Origin of the sequence: Burkholderia sp. NFPP32, from assembly GCF_900119325.1 — a bacterium.
Lineage (GTDB): Bacteria > Pseudomonadota > Gammaproteobacteria > Burkholderiales > Burkholderiaceae > Burkholderia > Burkholderia pyrrocinia_C.
In genome coordinates, this window is sequence record NZ_FPJP01000012.1 from 200,877 (window position 1) to 218,005 (window position 17,129).

Genomic DNA, 17,129 nt, shown 5'->3' on the forward strand with positions numbered 1-17,129 from the left:
GGGGCATAACGATCATGTCGACGGAGCCAACCCTCGTGCCCCACCGAATCGTTCAGGCGGCCGACAGCCGCGTACTGGTCCTGGATCCTTCCGCCGGCCGCGTGCAGCGGGAAAGCGATGCGCTCGACCTCGTCGCGCTCGCGCACGAGCATGAAGCCGACTGGGTCGCGGTCCCCGCCGACGCGCTGCACGACGACTTCTACCGGCTCGACAGCGGACTGGCCGGCGCGGTACTGCAGAAACTCGTCAACTACGGCGTGCGGCTCGGCGTGGTCGGCGACATCGACCGCTGGCTCGCGCGCAGCGAAGCGCTACGCGCGCTCGTTCGCGAGTCCAACCGCGGGAAATCGGTGTGGTTCGCCGCGAACGAGGACGACCTGCTGCGCAGGCTCGGTGCGTAGCGTATAAAGCGTCCGGCGCCGGCTCGCAACGAACAAAAAATGCCCCGAAAGCCGATCGGCTTTCGGGGCATTTTGCGCGGCGCAGCGGGCCGCCGGCAGCAGGCGGCCGCGGCTTGCGTCAAACCACGGTAATCGCGAGCGCGCTTTCGCGGTAGTGCTTCGCGGCCTTGTCGGTTTCGCCGAGCTGCTCGAACAGACGCGCGAGCGCGCGATGCGCACGCACCTTCAGCGCCTCGTTGTCGGCCAGCTTCAGCGCCGCTTCGAGGAACGATTGCGCCTTGCCCCACAGTTGCTGCTGCTGGCAGAGACGGCCGAGCGCGAACAGCAGGTCGGCATCCTCCGGGTGATCCTTCTTCCACCCTTCCGCCTTCTGGATCAGCGGCAGCGCGTCCGCGCCGGCCGTGTCCGGGTAGCGGCGCAGCAGGCGTGCGTCCCAGTTGTGCGCGAGCGCTTCCTCGACGATGCGGCGCGCTTCGTTGCGACGCTCGAGCGACACGAGCAGATCGGCCGCGAGATCGGCAAGACGCGGCGACTGGCGCTCGGCCGGCGACAGCGACTGCCACACCTCGAGCAACGCGTCGGGGTCGTGCCGGCGTTCGCGCAGCAGGTTTTCCGCGGCCTGCTGGCGCAGCCGCACGGCCGCGGCCGGATGCAGCGCCTCGCGCTTCTCGAGCGCCTTCGCGAGCTTCAGCACCTCGGCCCAGTTCTTCAACTGCTGCTGCGCGCGCAGCGCAACCTGCTGCGCATGGATGCGCTTGCCGCCCGCCTGCATGTCGGCCAGCGCGGCAAGCGCGCCGTCGGCATCGCGCGCGTCCGCGCGCATGTCGGCCGCGGCGAGCAAGCGCGCGTCCTGCCATTCGGGTGCATCGACCTTCGACAGCCAGTCGTCGCGGCGCGTGTACTCGTGCATCCGGTGCGCAGCGGTGGCCGCGACGAGACTCGCGGCACCCAGGTTCGCGTCGACCGACAGCGCGTCGCGCGCGGCCTTCTCCGCGCGCGAGAACCGGCCCGCGTACAGGTTCGAGATTGCATCGCGCAGCGACGCCTGCGCCTTCTCGTTGCGCGAACGCGCACGATACGCGGCGACCCGCTGCGGCATGCGCCAGATGTTGCGCACGATGCGCAGCAGCGCATACACGGCGATGAACAGCACGACGATGGCGATCACGAACAGGTTCAGCGACACGTCGATCCGGTACGGCGGATAGACGAGCAGCACCTGCCCCGCGTCGAAACGGCCGACGGTGGCGAGCGCCGCGGCGATCGCGAACAGGATCGCGAGCCAGACGATTCCTCGAAGCGTCATCGTTACCCCCGGCTCTTGAACTGCTGAACGGCGTTCAGGCTTGTGTTCAGGTTCGGCACCGCGACCGTCAGCGATGCGCCGTCAACCTGCTTGAGCAGATCCTCGACGGTCTGCGTGTCCTTCGACGCCTGATCGAAATACTTCCCGAGCGCCGCCTGCGCGGCGTGCAGGTCGGCCTTCATCGCGCCGTCGTTGCGCGCGAGCAGCGACAGCCGCGCGGTGAGCAGGCGCAGCTTCACGTTCTCGCGCACGAAGTAGCCCTGGTCGGGCGACGCGAGCATCGCGTCCGCGTTGTCGATCCGGCGCACCTGCACGAGGCCCTTCAACTGCTGGCCGAGGCCGGCCGAGAAGTCGTGCCACCAGACCTTCCAGCGCGGCTCGCCTGCCACGGCCGTCGATGCGGCGGCGGCCGGCGCGGCCTTCGGCGCCGCATGCGGCACGATCGCCTCGCCGGACAGCGGCAGCGCGTCGATCTTGGCGATCGCGTCGTCGAGCTTGATCGCGAGGCCCGTGAGATCGGCCGCCGGCGCGGCCTTCAGCTTCTCGATGTCCAGCGCGAGCGCCTTGCGCACCGTGACGGCCTGTGCGCTCTGCGACGTCGCGAGACGCGCGTCGGCGTTCTGCAGCGCGATCAGCGCGAGCTGCGTGTTGCCCGTCAGCTGAAGCTGCTGGCTCGCGCTCGACAGCATCTGGTCGACTTCCTCGAGCATCCACGCATCGCGGTTGCGCGACAGGTCCTGGTATTGCTGCTGCAGCGCCTGCTGCGCGCTCTGCGCGTCGGCGAGCTTGCCGTCGAGCTGCGCGAGCTGCGTGTCGACCTGGTGCGTGCTCGCGAGCGCCTGCTCGGTCTTCATGCGCGTCTCGGCCGCCTGCGCGTCGAGCGCCTTCTGGCGCGCGACGAACGTGCCGTCGAGCCGGTCGATCTTGCGGTTCAGCGCATAGCCGCCGACGCCCGCCGCGCAGCCGAGCACGACGACGACGAACCACAGCAGCGCGCTGCCACCGCGGCGCGCGCGCGGCTCGGGCGCGAGATAAGGGGAACTGGACGGCGGTGCGGATGCAGCGGCCGGCTGGGAAGCGACGCTTTTGGAATCGTTGGTATCTGTCATGCGTTTAGTCACCGGTGCGGCTGTCGCCGGTTGGACGGCCTCGTCGGCCATCGTTCGAAACGCGCGGACGATGCGCTCATCGCCCGCGCCGGTCAGCGTAATCCTATCAAAACCCAATGCGCGCGCGGTCTGCTCGATCCGCGGGTGCGGCGTCACGAGCGGCGCATGCTTCAGCGCGTCGATTTCGGCATCGTTCAGGTGCGCCCGCGCGAGTTCGTGCAGGTTGCGCACGCCTTCCGAGCTCGTGACGAGCCACGCATGCGGTGCGCCGTCGAGCAGCGCGTGCACGCGCTCCCATGCGCCGACGCGCGGCTCGGGCACGACGCGCCGGTACGCGGCGACGAGCGTGACGTCCGCGCCGGCCTCGCCCAGCCGGTCGGCAAGCCATTCGCGCCCGCCGTCGCCGCGCACGATCAGCACGCGCTTGGCCGCCAGCGCGTGCGCGCCGCCGAACGCGGCCTCGATGCACGCGAACAGGCTTTCCGAATCGTAACGGGGCACGCCGCCGTCGGCCGGCGCCTGCGGCGCGATCACGCGATGCGCGGGCGCCGCGATGCCGTGCCGCTCGAGCGCCGCGACGCTGCCGGGCCCGACGACGCCGACCGGCAGCGCATTCGGCCAGATCGCGCCGTACTGCGCGAGCGCGCGATCGATCGCGTTCGGCGACACGAAAATCACGAGCGCGTAGTCGGCAAGCGCCGCGAACGCGGCGTCGAGCGGCGCCGGATCGTCGACCGGCGCGATGTCGATCAGCGGGAATTCGAGCACGTCGCAGCCGGCATCGGCCAGCTGCGACGCAAGCGCGTCCGACTGGCCGTCCGGACGCGTCAGGACAGCGGTGAACGCGCGCGCGCCGCCCGCCATCAGGCGTCGCCCTTGCCGGCCTGCGAGCCGGCGAGCAGCGCCTTGACGATGTCGAGCGCGCCTTGCGCCTCGAGTTCGTCGGACACCGCGCGGCCGAGCGCGAGCGCATCGGCGACGGTCACGACGGCTGCGCACTCCTCGGCCGTCAGCACACGCTTGCCGTCGGTCGTCGACACGCGGCCCGTCAGGTACAGTTCGCCCGCGCGCCACACCGCGTGCGCGGCGAGCGGCACCTCGCAGCTGCCGCCGAGCGCGCGCGACACCATCCGCTCGGCCTCGACCGCGAGCGCGGTCCGCGGGTCGTGCAGCGGCGCGAGCCATGCGGCGACGTCGTCGCGGTGCGCGGCGATCTCGATGCCGAGCGCACCCTGGCCGGCCGCGGGCGGGCTGGTCTCGACGTCGAGCAGTGTGCGGATCCGCGCTTCGAGGCCCAGGCGCTTCAGGCCGGCCGCAGCGAGAATGATCGCCGCGTAGTCGCCACGGTCGAGCTTCGCGAGGCGCGTATCGAGATTGCCGCGCAGCGGCAGCACGTCGAGGTGCGGATAGCGCGCGCGCAGCATCGCTTCGCGGCGCAGGCTCGACGTGCCGACGACCGCGCCGGCCGGCAGCGCGTCGAGCGACGCGTAGTCGTTCGACACGAACGCGTCGCGCGGGTCCTCGCGCTCCATGATCGCGGCAAGCGAGAAGCCGTCGGGCAGCGCCATCGGCACGTCCTTCAGCGAATGCACGGCGAGATCGGCGCGGCCGTCGGCCAGCGCGCTCTCCAGTTCCTTCACGAACAGGCCCTTGCCGCCGACCTTCGACAGCGTGCGATCGAGAATCTGGTCGCCGCGAGTCGTCATCCCGAGGATTTTCACGTCACAAGCTGGATATAATTTGCGCAGCGCATCACGCACATGTTCGGCTTGCCACATCGCCAGGCGGCTCTCGCGCGAAGCAATCGTCAACGTCGCGGGCGGCTGTGCCTGTTGCGGCCCGGCCGCAAGGGTCTCGGAATTCATTGCTGGAACATCGAAGGACGGGATTGAAGACCGAACAATGGTAGCACGCACGCCCCGGCCCGCCCGGGCCCGGAGCCTGCGCCCGGCCGGCCGCCGAGCGGGTCGCGGCGCCGATGCGCGGATGTGCCGCACGTAGCTGGTTGCTTGACCGCAGTTCCCGCAGTTTCGCAGTTCCTTTTGACTCGAGCTTTCCCAAGGAAACCCATCGTGAAGTCTTCCGGATCGGCGCGTACGGCGCGCCGCAATGCTGCCCTGTCCTCCTCCGACGCCCCGACGGACACCGTCGCCACCGCCGCGAACGGCCGTGCGAAAACGGCAACGAAACCGAAAGACCCGATACGTCAGACAAAACGCACGACGAAAGCCGCCGGCCCCGCTGCCCGCAAGGCCGGCGCGCCGAAGTCCGGCACGCGCACGCGCGAGGACAAGGACGGCCCGCTGTTCGAGGACATCCGCTTCCTCGGCCGCCTGCTCGGCGACGTCGTGCGCGAGCAGGAAGGCGACACCGTGTTCGACGTCGTCGAGACGATCCGCCAGACCGCGGTCAAGTTCCGCCGCGAGGACGACAGCGAAGCCGCGCAGACGCTCGAGAAGAAGCTGCGCAAGCTGACGCCGGAGCAGACGGTGAGCGTCGTGCGCGCGTTCAGCTATTTCTCGCATCTCGCGAACATCGCGGAAGACCGCCACCACAACCGCCGCCGCCGCATCCACGCGCTGGCCGGCTCCGCGCCGCAGCCCGGCACGGTCGCGTACGCGCTCGATCAGCTGAAAACGACCGGCAACGCGTCGAAGCGCCTGCTGCAGCGCTTCTTCGACGATGCGCTGATCGTGCCGGTGCTGACCGCGCACCCGACCGAGGTGCAGCGCAAGAGCATCCTCGACGCGCAGCACGACATCGCGCGCCTGCTCGCCGAGCGCGACCAGGAGCTGACCGCGCGCGAGCGCCAGCACAACGAATCGATGCTGCGCGCGCGCGTGACCGCGCTGTGGCAGACGCGCATGCTGCGCGACGCGCGCCTGACGGTCGGCGACGAGATCGAGAACGCGCTGTCGTACTACCGCGCGACGTTCCTCGACGAGCTGCCCGCGCTGTACGGCGACATCGAGGCCGCGCTCGCCGAGCACGGCCTGTCCGCGCGCGTGCCCGCGTTCTTCCAGATGGGCAGCTGGATCGGCGGCGATCGCGACGGCAACCCGAACGTGACGGCGCCGACGCTCGACGAGGCGATCAACCGCCAGGCCGCGGTGATCCTCGAGCACTATCTGGAACAGGTGCACAAGCTCGGCGCCGAGCTGTCGGTGTCGAACCTGCTGGTCGGCGCGAGCGATGGCGTGAAGGCGCTCGCGGCCGCATCGCCCGACCAGTCGCCGCACCGCGTCGACGAACCGTATCGCCGCGCGCTGATCGGCATCTATACGCGGCTCGCCGCGAGCGCACGCGTGCGCCTGGGCGAAGGCACGGTGCCCGTGCGCAGCGCGGGCCGCGGCGCGCCGCCCGTGCGTGCGATCCCGTATGAGGATTCCGAAGCGTTCGTCGCCGACCTGAAGGTGCTGACCGCGTCGCTCGACGAACACCACGGTACGTCGCTCGCCGCGCCGCGCCTCGCGCCGCTCGTGCGCGCGGCCGAAGTGTTCGGCTTCCATCTCGCGAGCATCGACCTGCGCCAGAGCTCCGACATCCATGAAGCGGTGGTCGCCGAACTGTTCGCACGCGCGGGCGTCGAGGCCGACTACGCGGCGCTCGCCGAGGAAGACAAACTCCGCGTGCTGCTCGCCGCGCTCGCCGATCCGCGCCCGCTGCGCTCGCCGTACTTCGAATACTCGGCACTCGCGCAGAGCGAGCTCGGCGTGTTCGAGAAAGCGCGCGAGGTGCGCGCGCAATTCGGCGCGCGCGCGGTACGCAACTACATCATTTCGCATACGGAAACCGTCAGCGACCTCGTCGAGGTGCTGCTGCTGCAGAAGGAGACCGGGCTGCTCGAAGGCGCGCTCGGCGTGCCCGGCGGCCATGCAAGGAACAGCCTGATGGTGATTCCGCTGTTCGAGACGATCCCCGACCTGCGCGACGCGTCGCGCATCATGCGCGAATACTTCGCACTGCCGGGCGTCGACGCGCTGATCGCGCACCAGGGCGCCGAGCAGGAAGTGATGCTCGGCTACTCGGACAGCAACAAGGACGGCGGCTTCCTCACGTCGAACTGGGAGCTGTATCGCGCGGAACTCGCGCTCGTCGACCTGTTCCGCGACCGCAAGATCACGCTGCGGCTGTTCCACGGCCGCGGCGGCACGGTCGGCCGCGGCGGCGGCCCGACCTACCAGGCGATCCTGTCGCAGCCGCCGGGCACCGTGAACGGCCAGATCCGCCTGACCGAACAGGGCGAGGTGATCGCGAGCAAGTTCGCGAACCCCGAGATCGGCCGGCGCAACCTCGAGACGGTCGTCGCCGCGACGCTCGAGGCGTCGCTGCTGCCGCAGTCGAACGCCCCTGCGCAACTGCCCGCGTTCGAGGCTGCGATGCAGACGCTGTCCGACTCGGCGATGGCCGCGTACCGTGCGCTCGTGTACGAGACGCCCGGCTTCACCGACTACTTCTTCTCGTCGACGCCGATCACCGAGATCGCCGAGCTGAACATCGGCAGCCGCCCGGCTTCGCGCAAGCTGCAGGATCCGAAGCAGCGCAAGATCGAGGATCTGCGCGCGATTCCGTGGGGCTTCTCGTGGGGCCAGTGCCGGCTGCTGCTGACGGGCTGGTACGGCTTCGGCAGCGCGGTGAGCGCGTATCTCGACGGCGCACAGGATGAAGCCGAGCGCACGAAGCGCGTCGCGCTGCTGAAGAAGATGAACAAGACCTGGCCGTTCTTCTCGAACCTGATGTCGAACATGGACATGGTGCTGGCGAAGACCGACCTCGCGGTCGCGTCGCGCTACGCGCAGCTCGTCTCCGACCGCAAGCTGCGCAAGCACGTGTTCGAGCGGATCGTCGCGGAATGGGAGCGCACGTCGAACGCGCTGGCGGAAATCACCGGGCACGAAGGCCGCCTCGCGACCAACCCGCTGCTCGCGCGCTCGATCAAGAACCGCTTCCCGTACCTCGATCCGCTGAATCACCTGCAGGTCGAGCTGATCAAGCGTCACCGCGCGGGCGACACGAACGCGCGGCTGCGCCGCGGGATTCACCTGACGATCAACGGGATCGCGGCCGGCCTGCGCAACACGGGCTGATCCGCATGCGGCGCGGACCCGTTCCGCGCCAGCCGGCATCGCAAAAGCCGCGCTACGCCACCGTACCCACGGTGCGTATCGCGGCTTTTTTCATCGGAAGGCCGGCGCGCATCGGCGTGCCGCACCGGCTGGCCCGGTCAATGCGCGTCGATCAGCAGCGCGTCATGCTCGAACGAACCGTCGGGCCGCACCCCGTAGTAGCCGCGCACCTCGTCGGGCGCATGTGCCCACAGCGCGCGAATGCCGGCGACGCTGTCGGCCGGCGCGCGGATGCGCGCGACCCACGTGTCGAAATCGATCGGCAGCCGCCAGCGGCTGTGCACGTGCGCGTCGAAACCGGCATCGCGGAACATCGCGAGCCATTCGTCCGCGCGGTAGTCGCGCACGTGCGACGCGTCGCGCAGCACTTCGGCCGCCTGCAGGTACGTGTCGAGCAGCGGATGGTCGTTGCCCGCGATGTCGATCATCAGCACGCGTCCGCCCGGTTTCAGCACGCGGCGCACCTCGGCGAGCGCCGCGCGCATGTCGTGCCAGTGGTGCGCGCTCATCCGGCTCACGACCCAGTCGAACGTCGCCGTGTCGAACGGCAGCCGTTCCGCAGGGCCCTGCTGCGTGCGGATGTTCGCGAGCCCGCGCTCGCGCGCGGCCGCGTCGACGGTCGCGAGCATCGGCGCGGCGAGATCGTATGCAACCACGTCGCGCACGTGCGGCGCGACCGCGAAGCTCGCGTGGCCGGCACCGCAGCCGAGATCGAGCACGGCGGCATCGGGCGTCGCGCGCACCGCGTCGGCGAGCGTCTGCAGATCGGCGCCCGTCGCGTGGACCGTGCTGGTCAGATAGGCGGCGGCCGTCGTGCCGAATGCGTCGGCGACCTGGTCGTGATGTTTCATCGTTCGCTCCTTTGTGCTGTCGACCGGAGTTGGCGCTTTAGCGCTTACTTCGGTCCCATGCCTTGCGCGGTCGCGCCGGAGTCGGCGCTTCGGCGCTTGTTCCGGCCCCTGCAACGCGTTTTGTGGGACGCCCGCTGCCTGCCAGCGCGCGAGCCGCTACAATAGGCCTGCGTTTGTACCAGTACAAGTTAAGCAGTTATTCTGGTATTTGATACACCTGTCTGATCGTTGCCGCGCCCTCGCCCCCACTTCGCCGTTTCCGCATGAACCAGCCGTCCTCCGCTCCCGTCCCGCCGCTCGATGCCACGCCCGCCCGCGCGCTCGGCGAATTCATCCGCGCCCACCGCGAGCGGCTGTCGCCGCAGGCCGTCGGCCTGCCGCCCGGCCCGCGCCGCCGCACGCCGGGGCTGCGGCGCGAGGAAGTCGCGCAACTGTGCGGCGTCAGCCCGACCTGGTACACGTGGATCGAACAGGGCCGCCCGGTGTCGGCGTCGGCCGACGCGCTCGCGCGGATCGCCGTCGCGCTGCAGTTGTCGAAGGCCGAGCGCGCGTACCTGTTCGAACTGGCCGCGCAGCGCGATCCGGCCGAGCCCGACGTCGCGGGCGGCGACCTGCCGCCAACGCTCGCCGCGACCGTCGCGGCGATCGCGACACCCGCGTACGTGCTCGACCGGCAATGGAACGCGCTCGCGTGGAATGCGCCGGCCGCCGCGCTGTTTTCCGGCTGGCTCGACGGCGAGCACGACCGCAACCTGCTGCGCTTCACGTTCATGTCGCCGGCCGCGCGCACGCTGATCGTCGACTGGGAAACCCGCGCGCGGCGCCTCGCGGCCGAATTCCGCGCCGATTCGATCCGCCACCTGGCCGACGCGCCGACGCGCGCGCTGATCGACGCGCTGACTGCCGGCAGCGACGCATTCGCGCAGTACTGGGCGTCGCAGGACGTGTTCGAGCGCGAAGGCGGCCTGCGCGAATTCGACCATCCGGCCGACGGCCGCCTCGTGTACCAGCAGATCACGCTGAAGCCCGCGCACCGCGAGGACCTGAAGCTAGTCGTGCTGGTGCGCGACTGAGCCGGCTCAAAAACTGATCGTCGCGGTGATCGTGTCGCTGTAGTTGCCCGGCGCGGGCGTCGCCTGCGCGGGCACGCGACCGTAGACGGTGAGCGCCTGCGCGAACCCGCTGCCGGTGCCGGTCGCCATCGACGTGCCGCCGGTGCCGTCGCCCCATGGCGTCGTCAAGCCGCTGTCCTGGTAGAGCTGATAGCCGACCGAGCCGCCGCCGCCCGAGCGCTGCATCGTGCGGGCCGCCACGTTGCCGCTGCTGCCGCCGTTCAGCGCGATCTGGAACGCATCGCCGTTCGTGCATTGCGCGCTGATCGAGCCGCTCGCCGTCAGCGCCGACGCGAGCACGCCCGTTGCGGGAAACGCAACATTCGTCGCACTGATGAAGCAATTGTTCACGATGGTCGCGTTCGTCGAATACGCGAACGTGCCCGCCGACGCCTGCGACGTGCATGGCACCAGCTGGATGCCGAGCAGTGCGAAGTTGTAGCTGTACGACGCCTGGTTCCCGGCGAACGTCTGCGAGTAGAGCGTGCTGCTGTTGTTCACGCTCGGCACGGTCGGCTGGTTCGGCGCGATGCGGCCGTAAACGGTCAGGGTCGCATTCGCGCTCGTGCCGATCCCCGGCTTCGCCAGCGTGACCGACATCGGCGTCGTGCCGCTGGCGACCGCGCCCCAGACCTGCGTATAGCCGTTGTCCTGGTACAGGTCGTACTGCATCTGGTTGGCCCCGTTCGTCATCGCGCGCGGGCTCGTGGCGCCGAGATTCAGGCAGACCAGCGCGGTCGTGTTGAGACTCAACGTATCCCACGTGCACGTTACGCCCACCGTGCTGGTCGTCGTGTACGCTGCCTGCGTGATCGGGCTGACCGAACCGAAGCTCGTCGTCTGCGCGCTCACCGTGCAGCTGTCCGCCTGCGCGGACAGCCACGGCCCGCACAGCAGCGCGGCCAGCAGCCAGCACGCCACCCGATGCAGATACCGGTAAGCCCGCACGCCCCGCCGCTCCGCCATGGTTTCCCCCGATAGAAAAGCATTCGCTCCGGTCGCTGCCCGGCTGCCGCCCCAACCGTTGATCCAGATCAAGCCGCCCGCCCGCACAATATTCAGACAATGCGAATTAGTCCTCATTTCTATCATTGCATGCAACCAAATGCGTAGAGTAATCTAGTCAGACGAATGTGCGGTTCGGTCGACACGTCGAATCACGCGGTTCGGGCACTGCAGGCCGGGGCGACATGCCCAGAACGGCTGGAGATCATCACAATGAACGCCATCACGCGTCACGGGCTGTCCACCGCCATCGCGGCGACCATCGCACTCACGCCGGCCTGGCGCCCTGCCGCCGCCGCCGTCTATTCCAACGGCACCGCCACCGCGCAATTCAACGTCACGCTGACCATCCAGGCGAACTGCTCGGTCAGCGTGAACCCGCTCGCCTTCGGCGCCTCGGGCGTACTGACGTCCGCGATCAACCAGCAGACCACGCTCTCCATCACCTGCAGCAACACGACGCCCTACAACGTCGGGCTCGACGCCGGCGGCGTCTCCGGCTCGACGGTCAGCGCGCGGCTGATGGCCGGCACGACCAGCGGCAACACGGGTACGACGGTCGGTTTCCAGCTGTTCCAGGACAGCGGCCACACGACGATCTGGGGGAACACGCAGGGCACCGACACCGTCGGCGGCACCGGCAACGGCTCCGCCCAGACGATCAACGTATACGGTCAGGTGCAGACGCAAGCCACCCCGACACCGGACACCTACCAGGCCACCGTCACCGCGACCGTCTACTTCTGACCCGCCGTGGCGATCGGCCCCTGTTTTGTCGCCGCGCTGTGCGCCGCGTCGGCTGCAACCGCGCCGGCCGCGACGCTGCAGATTTCGCCGGTAACGCTCGAGCTGTCGCCGTCGGTCACGGCGGCGGGCGTCACGCTCAGCAATTCGGGCGTGCAGCCGATCTACGGCCAGGTGCGCACGTTCCGCTGGACGCAGGAGAACGGCGAGGACGTGCTGACGCCGACCGATTCGCTCGCCGCGTCGCCGCCGTTGCTGCAGATCAGCGCGAACGCCGAGCAGCTGATCCGCCTCGTGCGCACCACGCGCGCGAGCCCGGTCACGGAGGAAAGCTATCGCGTGCTGATCGACGAGCTGCCCGCGCCCGGCACACCGGCGCAGAACGGCATCACGATCCGCGTGCGCTACTCGGTGCCGGTGTTCGTCGAACCCGCCGCACCGCCCACCCCGCCGCAGCTCGACTGGCGCATCGAGGCCGATTCGCAGGGCCTGCGGCTGTCGGTCGCGAATCTCGGCGGCCGGCGCGCGCAGCTCTCCGCGGTGCAGCTCGTCGATGCGCACGGCAACGCGCACGAAGTCGCGCGCGGGCTGCTCGGCTACGCACTGGCCGGCAGCATGCGGCACTGGCCGCTCAAGCTCGACGCGCGCCCGTCGCCGTTCGTGAAAGTCCGCGCGACAGTAAATACGCAACCCGTCGAGGCCCGGCTGACGCCGCGCTGAATCCGGCGCTGGCGCCCTCCCGCCCCCGTTGCGCGTGCCGACGACGCGACATGCCAATCGAACGACGCCTGCCAGGCGATACGCGTGGCTCGCCGCCCTCACGCTGGCGCTGCGCGCGGGCACCGCAGGCGCGCAGCCGGCCCCCGAGCTGCCCCCTTCCGCCGCCCCGGAGCCCGGCGTGCTGTACCTCGACGTGTCGATCAACGGCGAGCCGACCCACCGGATCGCGCGCTTCCGGCAGGCCGACGGGCACCTGTTCGCGGCGTCGGCCGACCTGAACGACTTCGGCATCGCCAGCGGCGGCCGCGCGCAGCCGCTGTCGAACACGCCGGTCGCGCTCGACGCGCTTGCCGGCCTGCGCTACGACTACGATCCGGGCCGCCAGACGATCGACCTGCACGTGCCCGACGCGCTGCGCATTCCGCACACGTTCGACGCGCGCGGGCTCGCCGCCACGCCGCCCGCGACGTCCGGCCGGGGCATCGTGCTGAACTACGACGCATACGCGCAGACCGCCGCGCATTCGCCGCTCGCGGTGTGGACCGAGGCGCGCTACTTCGATCCGGCCGGCGTGTTCAGCAACACCGGCATCGGCTACTTCCGTCGCGACGGGCAACGCTACATGCGCTACGACACGTCGTGGACGGTGTCCGACCCGCGCACGCTCACGACGACCCAATTCGGCGACACCATCTCGTCGTCGCTGTCGTGGACCCGCTCGTTGCGCATCGGCGGCGTGCAGTGGCGCAGCAACTTCGGCCTGCGCCCCGATCTCGTGACCTTCCCGGTGCCGGCGCTGTCGGGCAGCGCGGTCGTGCCATCGGCGGTCGACCTGTACGTGAACAACGTGCGCCAGTTCAGCGGCAACGTGCCGGGCGGCCCGTTCGTGATCAACAGCGTGCCGGGCATCACCGGCGCCGGCAACGCAACGGTGATCACACGCGACGCGCTCGGCCGCACGATCGCCACGTCGATCCCGCTCTACGTCGACACGCGCCTGCTCGCGCCCGGCCTCGCCAGCTATTCGGTGGAGGCGGGCTTCCTGCGCCGCGCATACGGCCAGGACGCGTTCGACTATGCGCGCACGCCGGCCGCGAGCGGATCGGTGCGCTACGGCGTCACCGAGCGGCTGACGGCCGAGGCGCACGCCGAGGCGACGAGCGGCGTCTACAACGCCGGCGCGGGCGTGCTCGCGCGCATCGGCGGCGGGGGCGTCGCGAACGCGTCGCTGGCCGTCAGCGCCGGGCGCTTCTCCGGCGCGCAAGCCGGCCTCGGCTACCAGTACGTGACGCCGCGCTTCTCGGTCGACGCGCAAACGCTGCGCGCGTTCGGCGGCTACGGCGACCTCGGCGCGCGCGAAGGCACGCCGGTCGCGACCATCAGCGACCGCGTGACGGTGTCGTTCCCGTTCCTCCGCGCGCAGACGCTGTCGTTCAGCTATCTCGGCCTCAAATACCCGGGCGCGCCTGCATCGCGGATCGGCTCGGCGGCGTGGTCGGTCAACTTCGGGATGCTCGCGTCGATGACCGTCAGCGCATTCCAGGATTTCCGGCAGCACAACGCGCGTGGCTTCTTCGTCAGCCTGAGCGTCGGCCTCGGCGACAACACGTCGGTCGCGGCGAGCGTCGGCCGGCAGAACGGCGAGGCGGCCCGCGCGGTCAGCGCGTCGCGCGCGCCCGACTACGACGGCGGCTTCGGCTGGAACGTGCAGGCCGGCGAGAACGGCCCGCTGCGCTACGGCCAGGGGCAGCTGCAATACCTGGGCCGCGCGGGCCAGGTCACGCTGCTCGGACAGTCGTTCGGCGGGCAGCGCGACGCGTCGGTCGACGTGACCGGCGCGCTCGTGCTGATGAACGGCCAGTTACTGACGTCGCGCCGCATCGACGACGGCTTCGCGCTCGTGTCGACCGATGCCGGGCGCGTGCCGGTGCTGCACCAGAACCGGCCGATCGGCGAGACCGACCGCACGGGCTACCTGCTGGTCCCCGATCTGAGCGCGTACCAGCACAATCGCGTCGCGATCGACGGCACGACGCTGCCGGCCGATGCGCGCCTCGCGGACACGACGCTCGACGTCGTGCCGCAGGCCCGCTCGGGCGTGCTCGCGCGCTTCCCGGTCACGCGCTACCGCGCGGCGTCGATCGAGCTGCGCACGCCGGACGGCGCGCCGCTGCCGCCCGGCCTCGACGTCGTGCACGTCGAAAGCGGCCAGCGCACGATCGTCGGCTACGACGGCCTCACGTTCGTCGACGGCCTGGTCGCGAACAACCACCTGGAAATCTCCGGCGGCGGCCACGACTGCGTCGTCGCGTTTGCGTACCGGCGGCCGGACGACGGCACGCTGCCGCGGATCGGCCCGCTGACCTGCACGCCCCGCTAGCCCGCGCCGGCCGCCAGGCCCGCGAATGTTAGAATTGCGGGATTCCCTCGGCGGCGCACGCCGCCCAACTCCCCTTCGAAGAATCGCCATGACGTCCCAACTGCACAAAAAGGGCGAGGCCTGGTCGGCCCGCTTCTCGGAACCGATGTCGGAGCTGGTCAAGCGCTACACGTCGTCGGTGTTTTTCGACAAGCGCCTCGCGCTCGTCGACATCGCCGGCTCGCTCGCGCACGCGAACATGCTCGCCGCGCAGAAGATCATCAGCGCCGACGACCTGGCCGCGATCGAACGCGGGATGGCGCAGATCAAGGGCGAGATCGAGCGCGGCGAATTCGAATGGCAGCTCGATCTCGAGGACGTCCACCTGAACATCGAGGCGCGCCTGACCGCGCTGATCGGCGATGCCGGCAAGCGCCTGCACACGGGCCGCTCGCGCAACGACCAGGTCGCGACCGACATCCGCCTGTGGCTGCGCGGCGAGATCGACCGCATCGGCGGCCTGCTGAACGACCTGCGCGGCGCGCTGCTCGACCTCGCGGAACAGAACGCCGCCACGATCATGCCGGGCTTCACGCACCTGCAGGTCGCGCAGCCCGTCACGTTCGGCCACCACCTGCTCGCGTACGTCGAGATGTTCTCGCGCGACGCGGAGCGCATGCGCGACTGCCGCACGCGCGTGAACCGCCTGCCGCTCGGCGCGGCCGCACTCGCGGGCACGAGCTACCCGATCGATCGTCACGCGGTCGCGAAGACGCTCGGCTTCGACGGCATCTGCGCGAACTCGCTCGACGCCGTGTCGGATCGCGATTTCGCGATCGAATTCACGGCGGCTTCCGCGCTCGTGATGACGCACGTGTCACGTTTCTCCGAAGAACTCGTGCTGTGGATGAGCCCGCGCGTCGGCTTCATCGACATCGCCGACCGCTTCTGCACCGGCAGCTCGATCATGCCGCAGAAGAAGAACCCGGACGTGCCCGAGCTCGCGCGCGGCAAGACGGGCCGCGTGAACGGCCACCTGATGGCGCTCCTGACGCTGATGAAGGGCCAGCCGCTCGCGTACAACAAGGACAACCAGGAAGACAAGGAACCGCTGTTCGACACGGTCGACACCGTCGCCGACACGCTGCGGATCTTCGCCGAAATGGTCGCGGGCATCACCGTGAAGCCGGACGCGATGCGCGCAGCCGCGCTGCAGGGCTTCTCGACCGCCACCGACCTCGCCGACTATCTCGTGAAACGCGGCCTGCCGTTCCGCGACGCGCACGAAGCCGTCGCGCACGCGGTGCGGATCTGCGACGACCGCGGCATCGATCTCGCCGACCTGACGCTCGACGAGATGAAGCAGGAACTGCCGAACGTCGCGCACCTGATCGGCGACGACGTGTTCGGCTACCTGACGCTCGAGGGTTCGGTCGCCAGCCGCAACCATCCGGGCGGTACCGCACCCGACCAGGTGCGCGCGGCGGTCAAGGCCGCCCGCGCCACGCTCGGCCGGTAAGCCCGTTGTCCCGGACGGACGCCTTCGGCGTCCGTTTTTCATTCGGGCGGCCGTCGCGCCGCCCATTGCCTGCCCCGCTTCCCGAATGCCGCCGATGACCTTTTCCGCCGCACTCTTCGACATGGACGGCCTGCTCGTCGATTCCGAGCGGACCATCATGAACACGTGGATCGACGTGTCGAGCGCACACGGTGTCGTGCTGACGGCCACCGACTACCTGCAGATCGTCGGCCGCTCGTTCGCCGAGGGCCAGGTCATCCTGGCCCGGCTGATCGGAAACCCGGATACGTTCGACGCCGTGCGCATCCGCGTACGCGAACAGCTCGCGGCGCCCGAGCCCCATCCGAAGTTCCCGTTGAAGCCCGGCGCGTTCGCGCTGCTCGACACGCTCGCGCAGGCCGGCATCCCGTGCGCGGTAGCGTCGTCGTCCGCGTGCGACGTGATCCGCGCGCGGCTCGACGCGGTCGGCGTGCTGCCGTTCTTCCGCGCGATCGCGGGCGGCGACGAAGTCGCGCGCGGCAAGCCCGACCCGGCCGTCTACCGGCTCGCGGCCGAACGCCTCGGCGTGCCGGCACATACGTGCGTCGCGTTCGAGGACAGCGACTTCGGTGCACAATCGGCCGCCGGCGCCGGCGCGTCGGTCGTCACCGTGCCCGACCTGAAGGCGCCGACGCCCGAAATCGTCGCGCTGAGCCTGCACGTGCTCGCGTCGCTCGACGATGCGGTCGCGCTCGTGCCGTCGTGGTTCGGCCGGTACGATACGCAGAAGCCCGCGTAGCGCACGCGAGCGCGAAACACGGTGCGTTGCGCACCGCCGAATGCAAACGGGCACCCAAGGTGCCCGTTTTGCGTTGCCGCCGAACGACTGACGTCGCGA

General features: G+C 70.0%; 13 protein-coding genes. 8 read left to right on the forward strand and 5 right to left on the reverse strand.

Going from position 1 to position 17,129, the window contains the following annotated elements; translation table 11 throughout:
* Positions 1 to 35: 35 nt before the first annotated feature.
* Positions 36 to 401: a DUF4180 domain-containing protein gene (locus BT264_RS22630; RefSeq protein WP_083534161.1), complete on the forward strand. Its 366-nt coding sequence runs from the start codon at positions 36 to 38 to the stop codon at positions 399 to 401.
* Positions 402 to 519: 118 nt separating this feature from the next.
* On the opposite strand, the gene BT264_RS22635 is transcribed toward BT264_RS22630, so the two are convergent.
* From BT264_RS22635 to hemC, 3 genes are read right to left on the reverse strand one after another with little or no spacing between them, the layout of a single operon-like run.
* The gene (locus tag BT264_RS22635; RefSeq protein ID WP_072440906.1) at positions 520 to 1,707 is read right to left on the reverse strand and encodes a heme biosynthesis protein HemY; all 1,188 of its coding nucleotides are present in this window, start codon (positions 1,705 to 1,707) and stop codon (positions 520 to 522) included.
* Positions 1,708 to 1,709: 2 nt separating this feature from the next.
* Positions 1,710 to 3,680: a fused uroporphyrinogen-III synthase HemD/membrane protein HemX gene (gene hemDX, locus BT264_RS22640; protein WP_072440908.1), complete on the reverse strand. Its 1,971-nt coding sequence runs from the start codon at positions 3,678 to 3,680 to the stop codon at positions 1,710 to 1,712.
* Positions 3,680 to 4,681, reverse strand: coding sequence for a hydroxymethylbilane synthase (gene hemC, locus BT264_RS22645; RefSeq protein WP_072440910.1), 1,002 nt, complete (start codon positions 4,679 to 4,681; stop codon positions 3,680 to 3,682). The genes hemDX and hemC overlap by 1 nt, the downstream gene beginning before the upstream one ends.
* 207 nt (positions 4,682 to 4,888) lie before the next feature.
* Between hemC and ppc the strand changes: the two genes are divergently transcribed.
* Entirely contained in the window at positions 4,889 to 7,903 is a 3,015-nt protein-coding gene (gene ppc, locus BT264_RS22650; RefSeq protein WP_072440911.1) for a phosphoenolpyruvate carboxylase, read from the forward strand.
* A gap of 137 nt (positions 7,904 to 8,040) precedes the next feature.
* Here ppc and BT264_RS22655 read toward each other — a convergent pair whose 3' ends face one another.
* Entirely contained in the window at positions 8,041 to 8,793 is a 753-nt protein-coding gene (locus BT264_RS22655; protein ID WP_072440913.1) for a class I SAM-dependent methyltransferase, read from the reverse strand.
* 263 nt (positions 8,794 to 9,056) lie between these two features.
* On the opposite strand from BT264_RS22655, the gene BT264_RS22660 reads away from it, so the two are divergent.
* Positions 9,057 to 9,866 carry a helix-turn-helix transcriptional regulator gene (locus tag BT264_RS22660; protein ID WP_034178744.1) on the forward strand — a complete coding sequence of 270 codons (810 nt, stop codon included), beginning with the start codon at positions 9,057 to 9,059 and terminating at the stop codon, positions 9,864 to 9,866.
* A gap of 6 nt (positions 9,867 to 9,872) precedes the next feature.
* On the opposite strand, the gene BT264_RS22665 is transcribed toward BT264_RS22660, so the two are convergent.
* Positions 9,873 to 10,871 (reverse strand): Csu type fimbrial protein, encoded by a 999-nt coding sequence (locus tag BT264_RS22665; RefSeq protein WP_072440915.1) that lies wholly within the window; start codon positions 10,869 to 10,871, stop codon positions 9,873 to 9,875.
* A 252-nt stretch (positions 10,872 to 11,123) separates the two neighbouring features.
* Between BT264_RS22665 and BT264_RS22670 the strand changes: the two genes are divergently transcribed.
* The 5 genes from BT264_RS22670 (at position 11,124) to BT264_RS22690 (ending at position 17,030) form a co-directional block, all read left to right on the forward strand.
* A complete protein-coding gene (locus tag BT264_RS22670; protein WP_072440917.1) occupies positions 11,124 to 11,657 on the forward strand; it encodes a Csu type fimbrial protein in 534 nt (177 codons plus the stop codon).
* A gap of 6 nt (positions 11,658 to 11,663) precedes the next feature.
* Positions 11,664 to 12,374, forward strand: a complete 711-nt coding sequence (locus BT264_RS22675) for a fimbrial biogenesis chaperone (protein ID WP_072440919.1) — start codon at positions 11,664 to 11,666, stop codon at positions 12,372 to 12,374.
* Positions 12,375 to 12,408: 34 nt separating this feature from the next.
* Positions 12,409 to 14,754 (forward strand): fimbria/pilus outer membrane usher protein, encoded by a 2,346-nt coding sequence (locus tag BT264_RS22680; protein ID WP_256260694.1) that lies wholly within the window; start codon positions 12,409 to 12,411, stop codon positions 14,752 to 14,754.
* An 88-nt stretch (positions 14,755 to 14,842) separates the two neighbouring features.
* Complete coding sequence (gene argH, locus BT264_RS22685) at positions 14,843 to 16,252, forward strand: argininosuccinate lyase (protein WP_072440923.1); 1,410 nt, start codon at positions 14,843 to 14,845, stop codon at positions 16,250 to 16,252.
* 94 nt (positions 16,253 to 16,346) lie between these two features.
* Positions 16,347 to 17,030: an HAD family hydrolase gene (locus BT264_RS22690; RefSeq protein ID WP_072440957.1), complete on the forward strand. Its 684-nt coding sequence runs from the start codon at positions 16,347 to 16,349 to the stop codon at positions 17,028 to 17,030.
* Positions 17,031 to 17,129: the final 99 nt, after the last annotated feature.

Coding starts and splice junctions, on each gene's coding strand:
- BT264_RS22670 (WP_072440917.1), top strand. CDS start 11,124: ATGAACGCCATCACGCGTCACGGGCTGTCCACCGCCATCGCGGCGACC.
- hemC (WP_072440910.1), bottom strand. CDS start 4,681: ATGAATTCCGAGACCCTTGCGGCCGGGCCGCAACAGGCACAGCCGCCC.
- BT264_RS22660 (WP_034178744.1), top strand. CDS start 9,057: ATGAACCAGCCGTCCTCCGCTCCCGTCCCGCCGCTCGATGCCACGCCC.
- hemDX (WP_072440908.1), bottom strand. CDS start 3,680: ATGGCGGGCGGCGCGCGCGCGTTCACCGCTGTCCTGACGCGTCCGGAC.
- BT264_RS22635 (WP_072440906.1), bottom strand. CDS start 1,707: ATGACGCTTCGAGGAATCGTCTGGCTCGCGATCCTGTTCGCGATCGCC.
- argH (WP_072440923.1), top strand. CDS start 14,843: ATGACGTCCCAACTGCACAAAAAGGGCGAGGCCTGGTCGGCCCGCTTC.
- BT264_RS22655 (WP_072440913.1), bottom strand. CDS start 8,793: ATGAAACATCACGACCAGGTCGCCGACGCATTCGGCACGACGGCCGCC.
- BT264_RS22690 (WP_072440957.1), top strand. CDS start 16,347: ATGACCTTTTCCGCCGCACTCTTCGACATGGACGGCCTGCTCGTCGAT.
- BT264_RS22665 (WP_072440915.1), bottom strand. CDS start 10,871: ATGGCGGAGCGGCGGGGCGTGCGGGCTTACCGGTATCTGCATCGGGTG.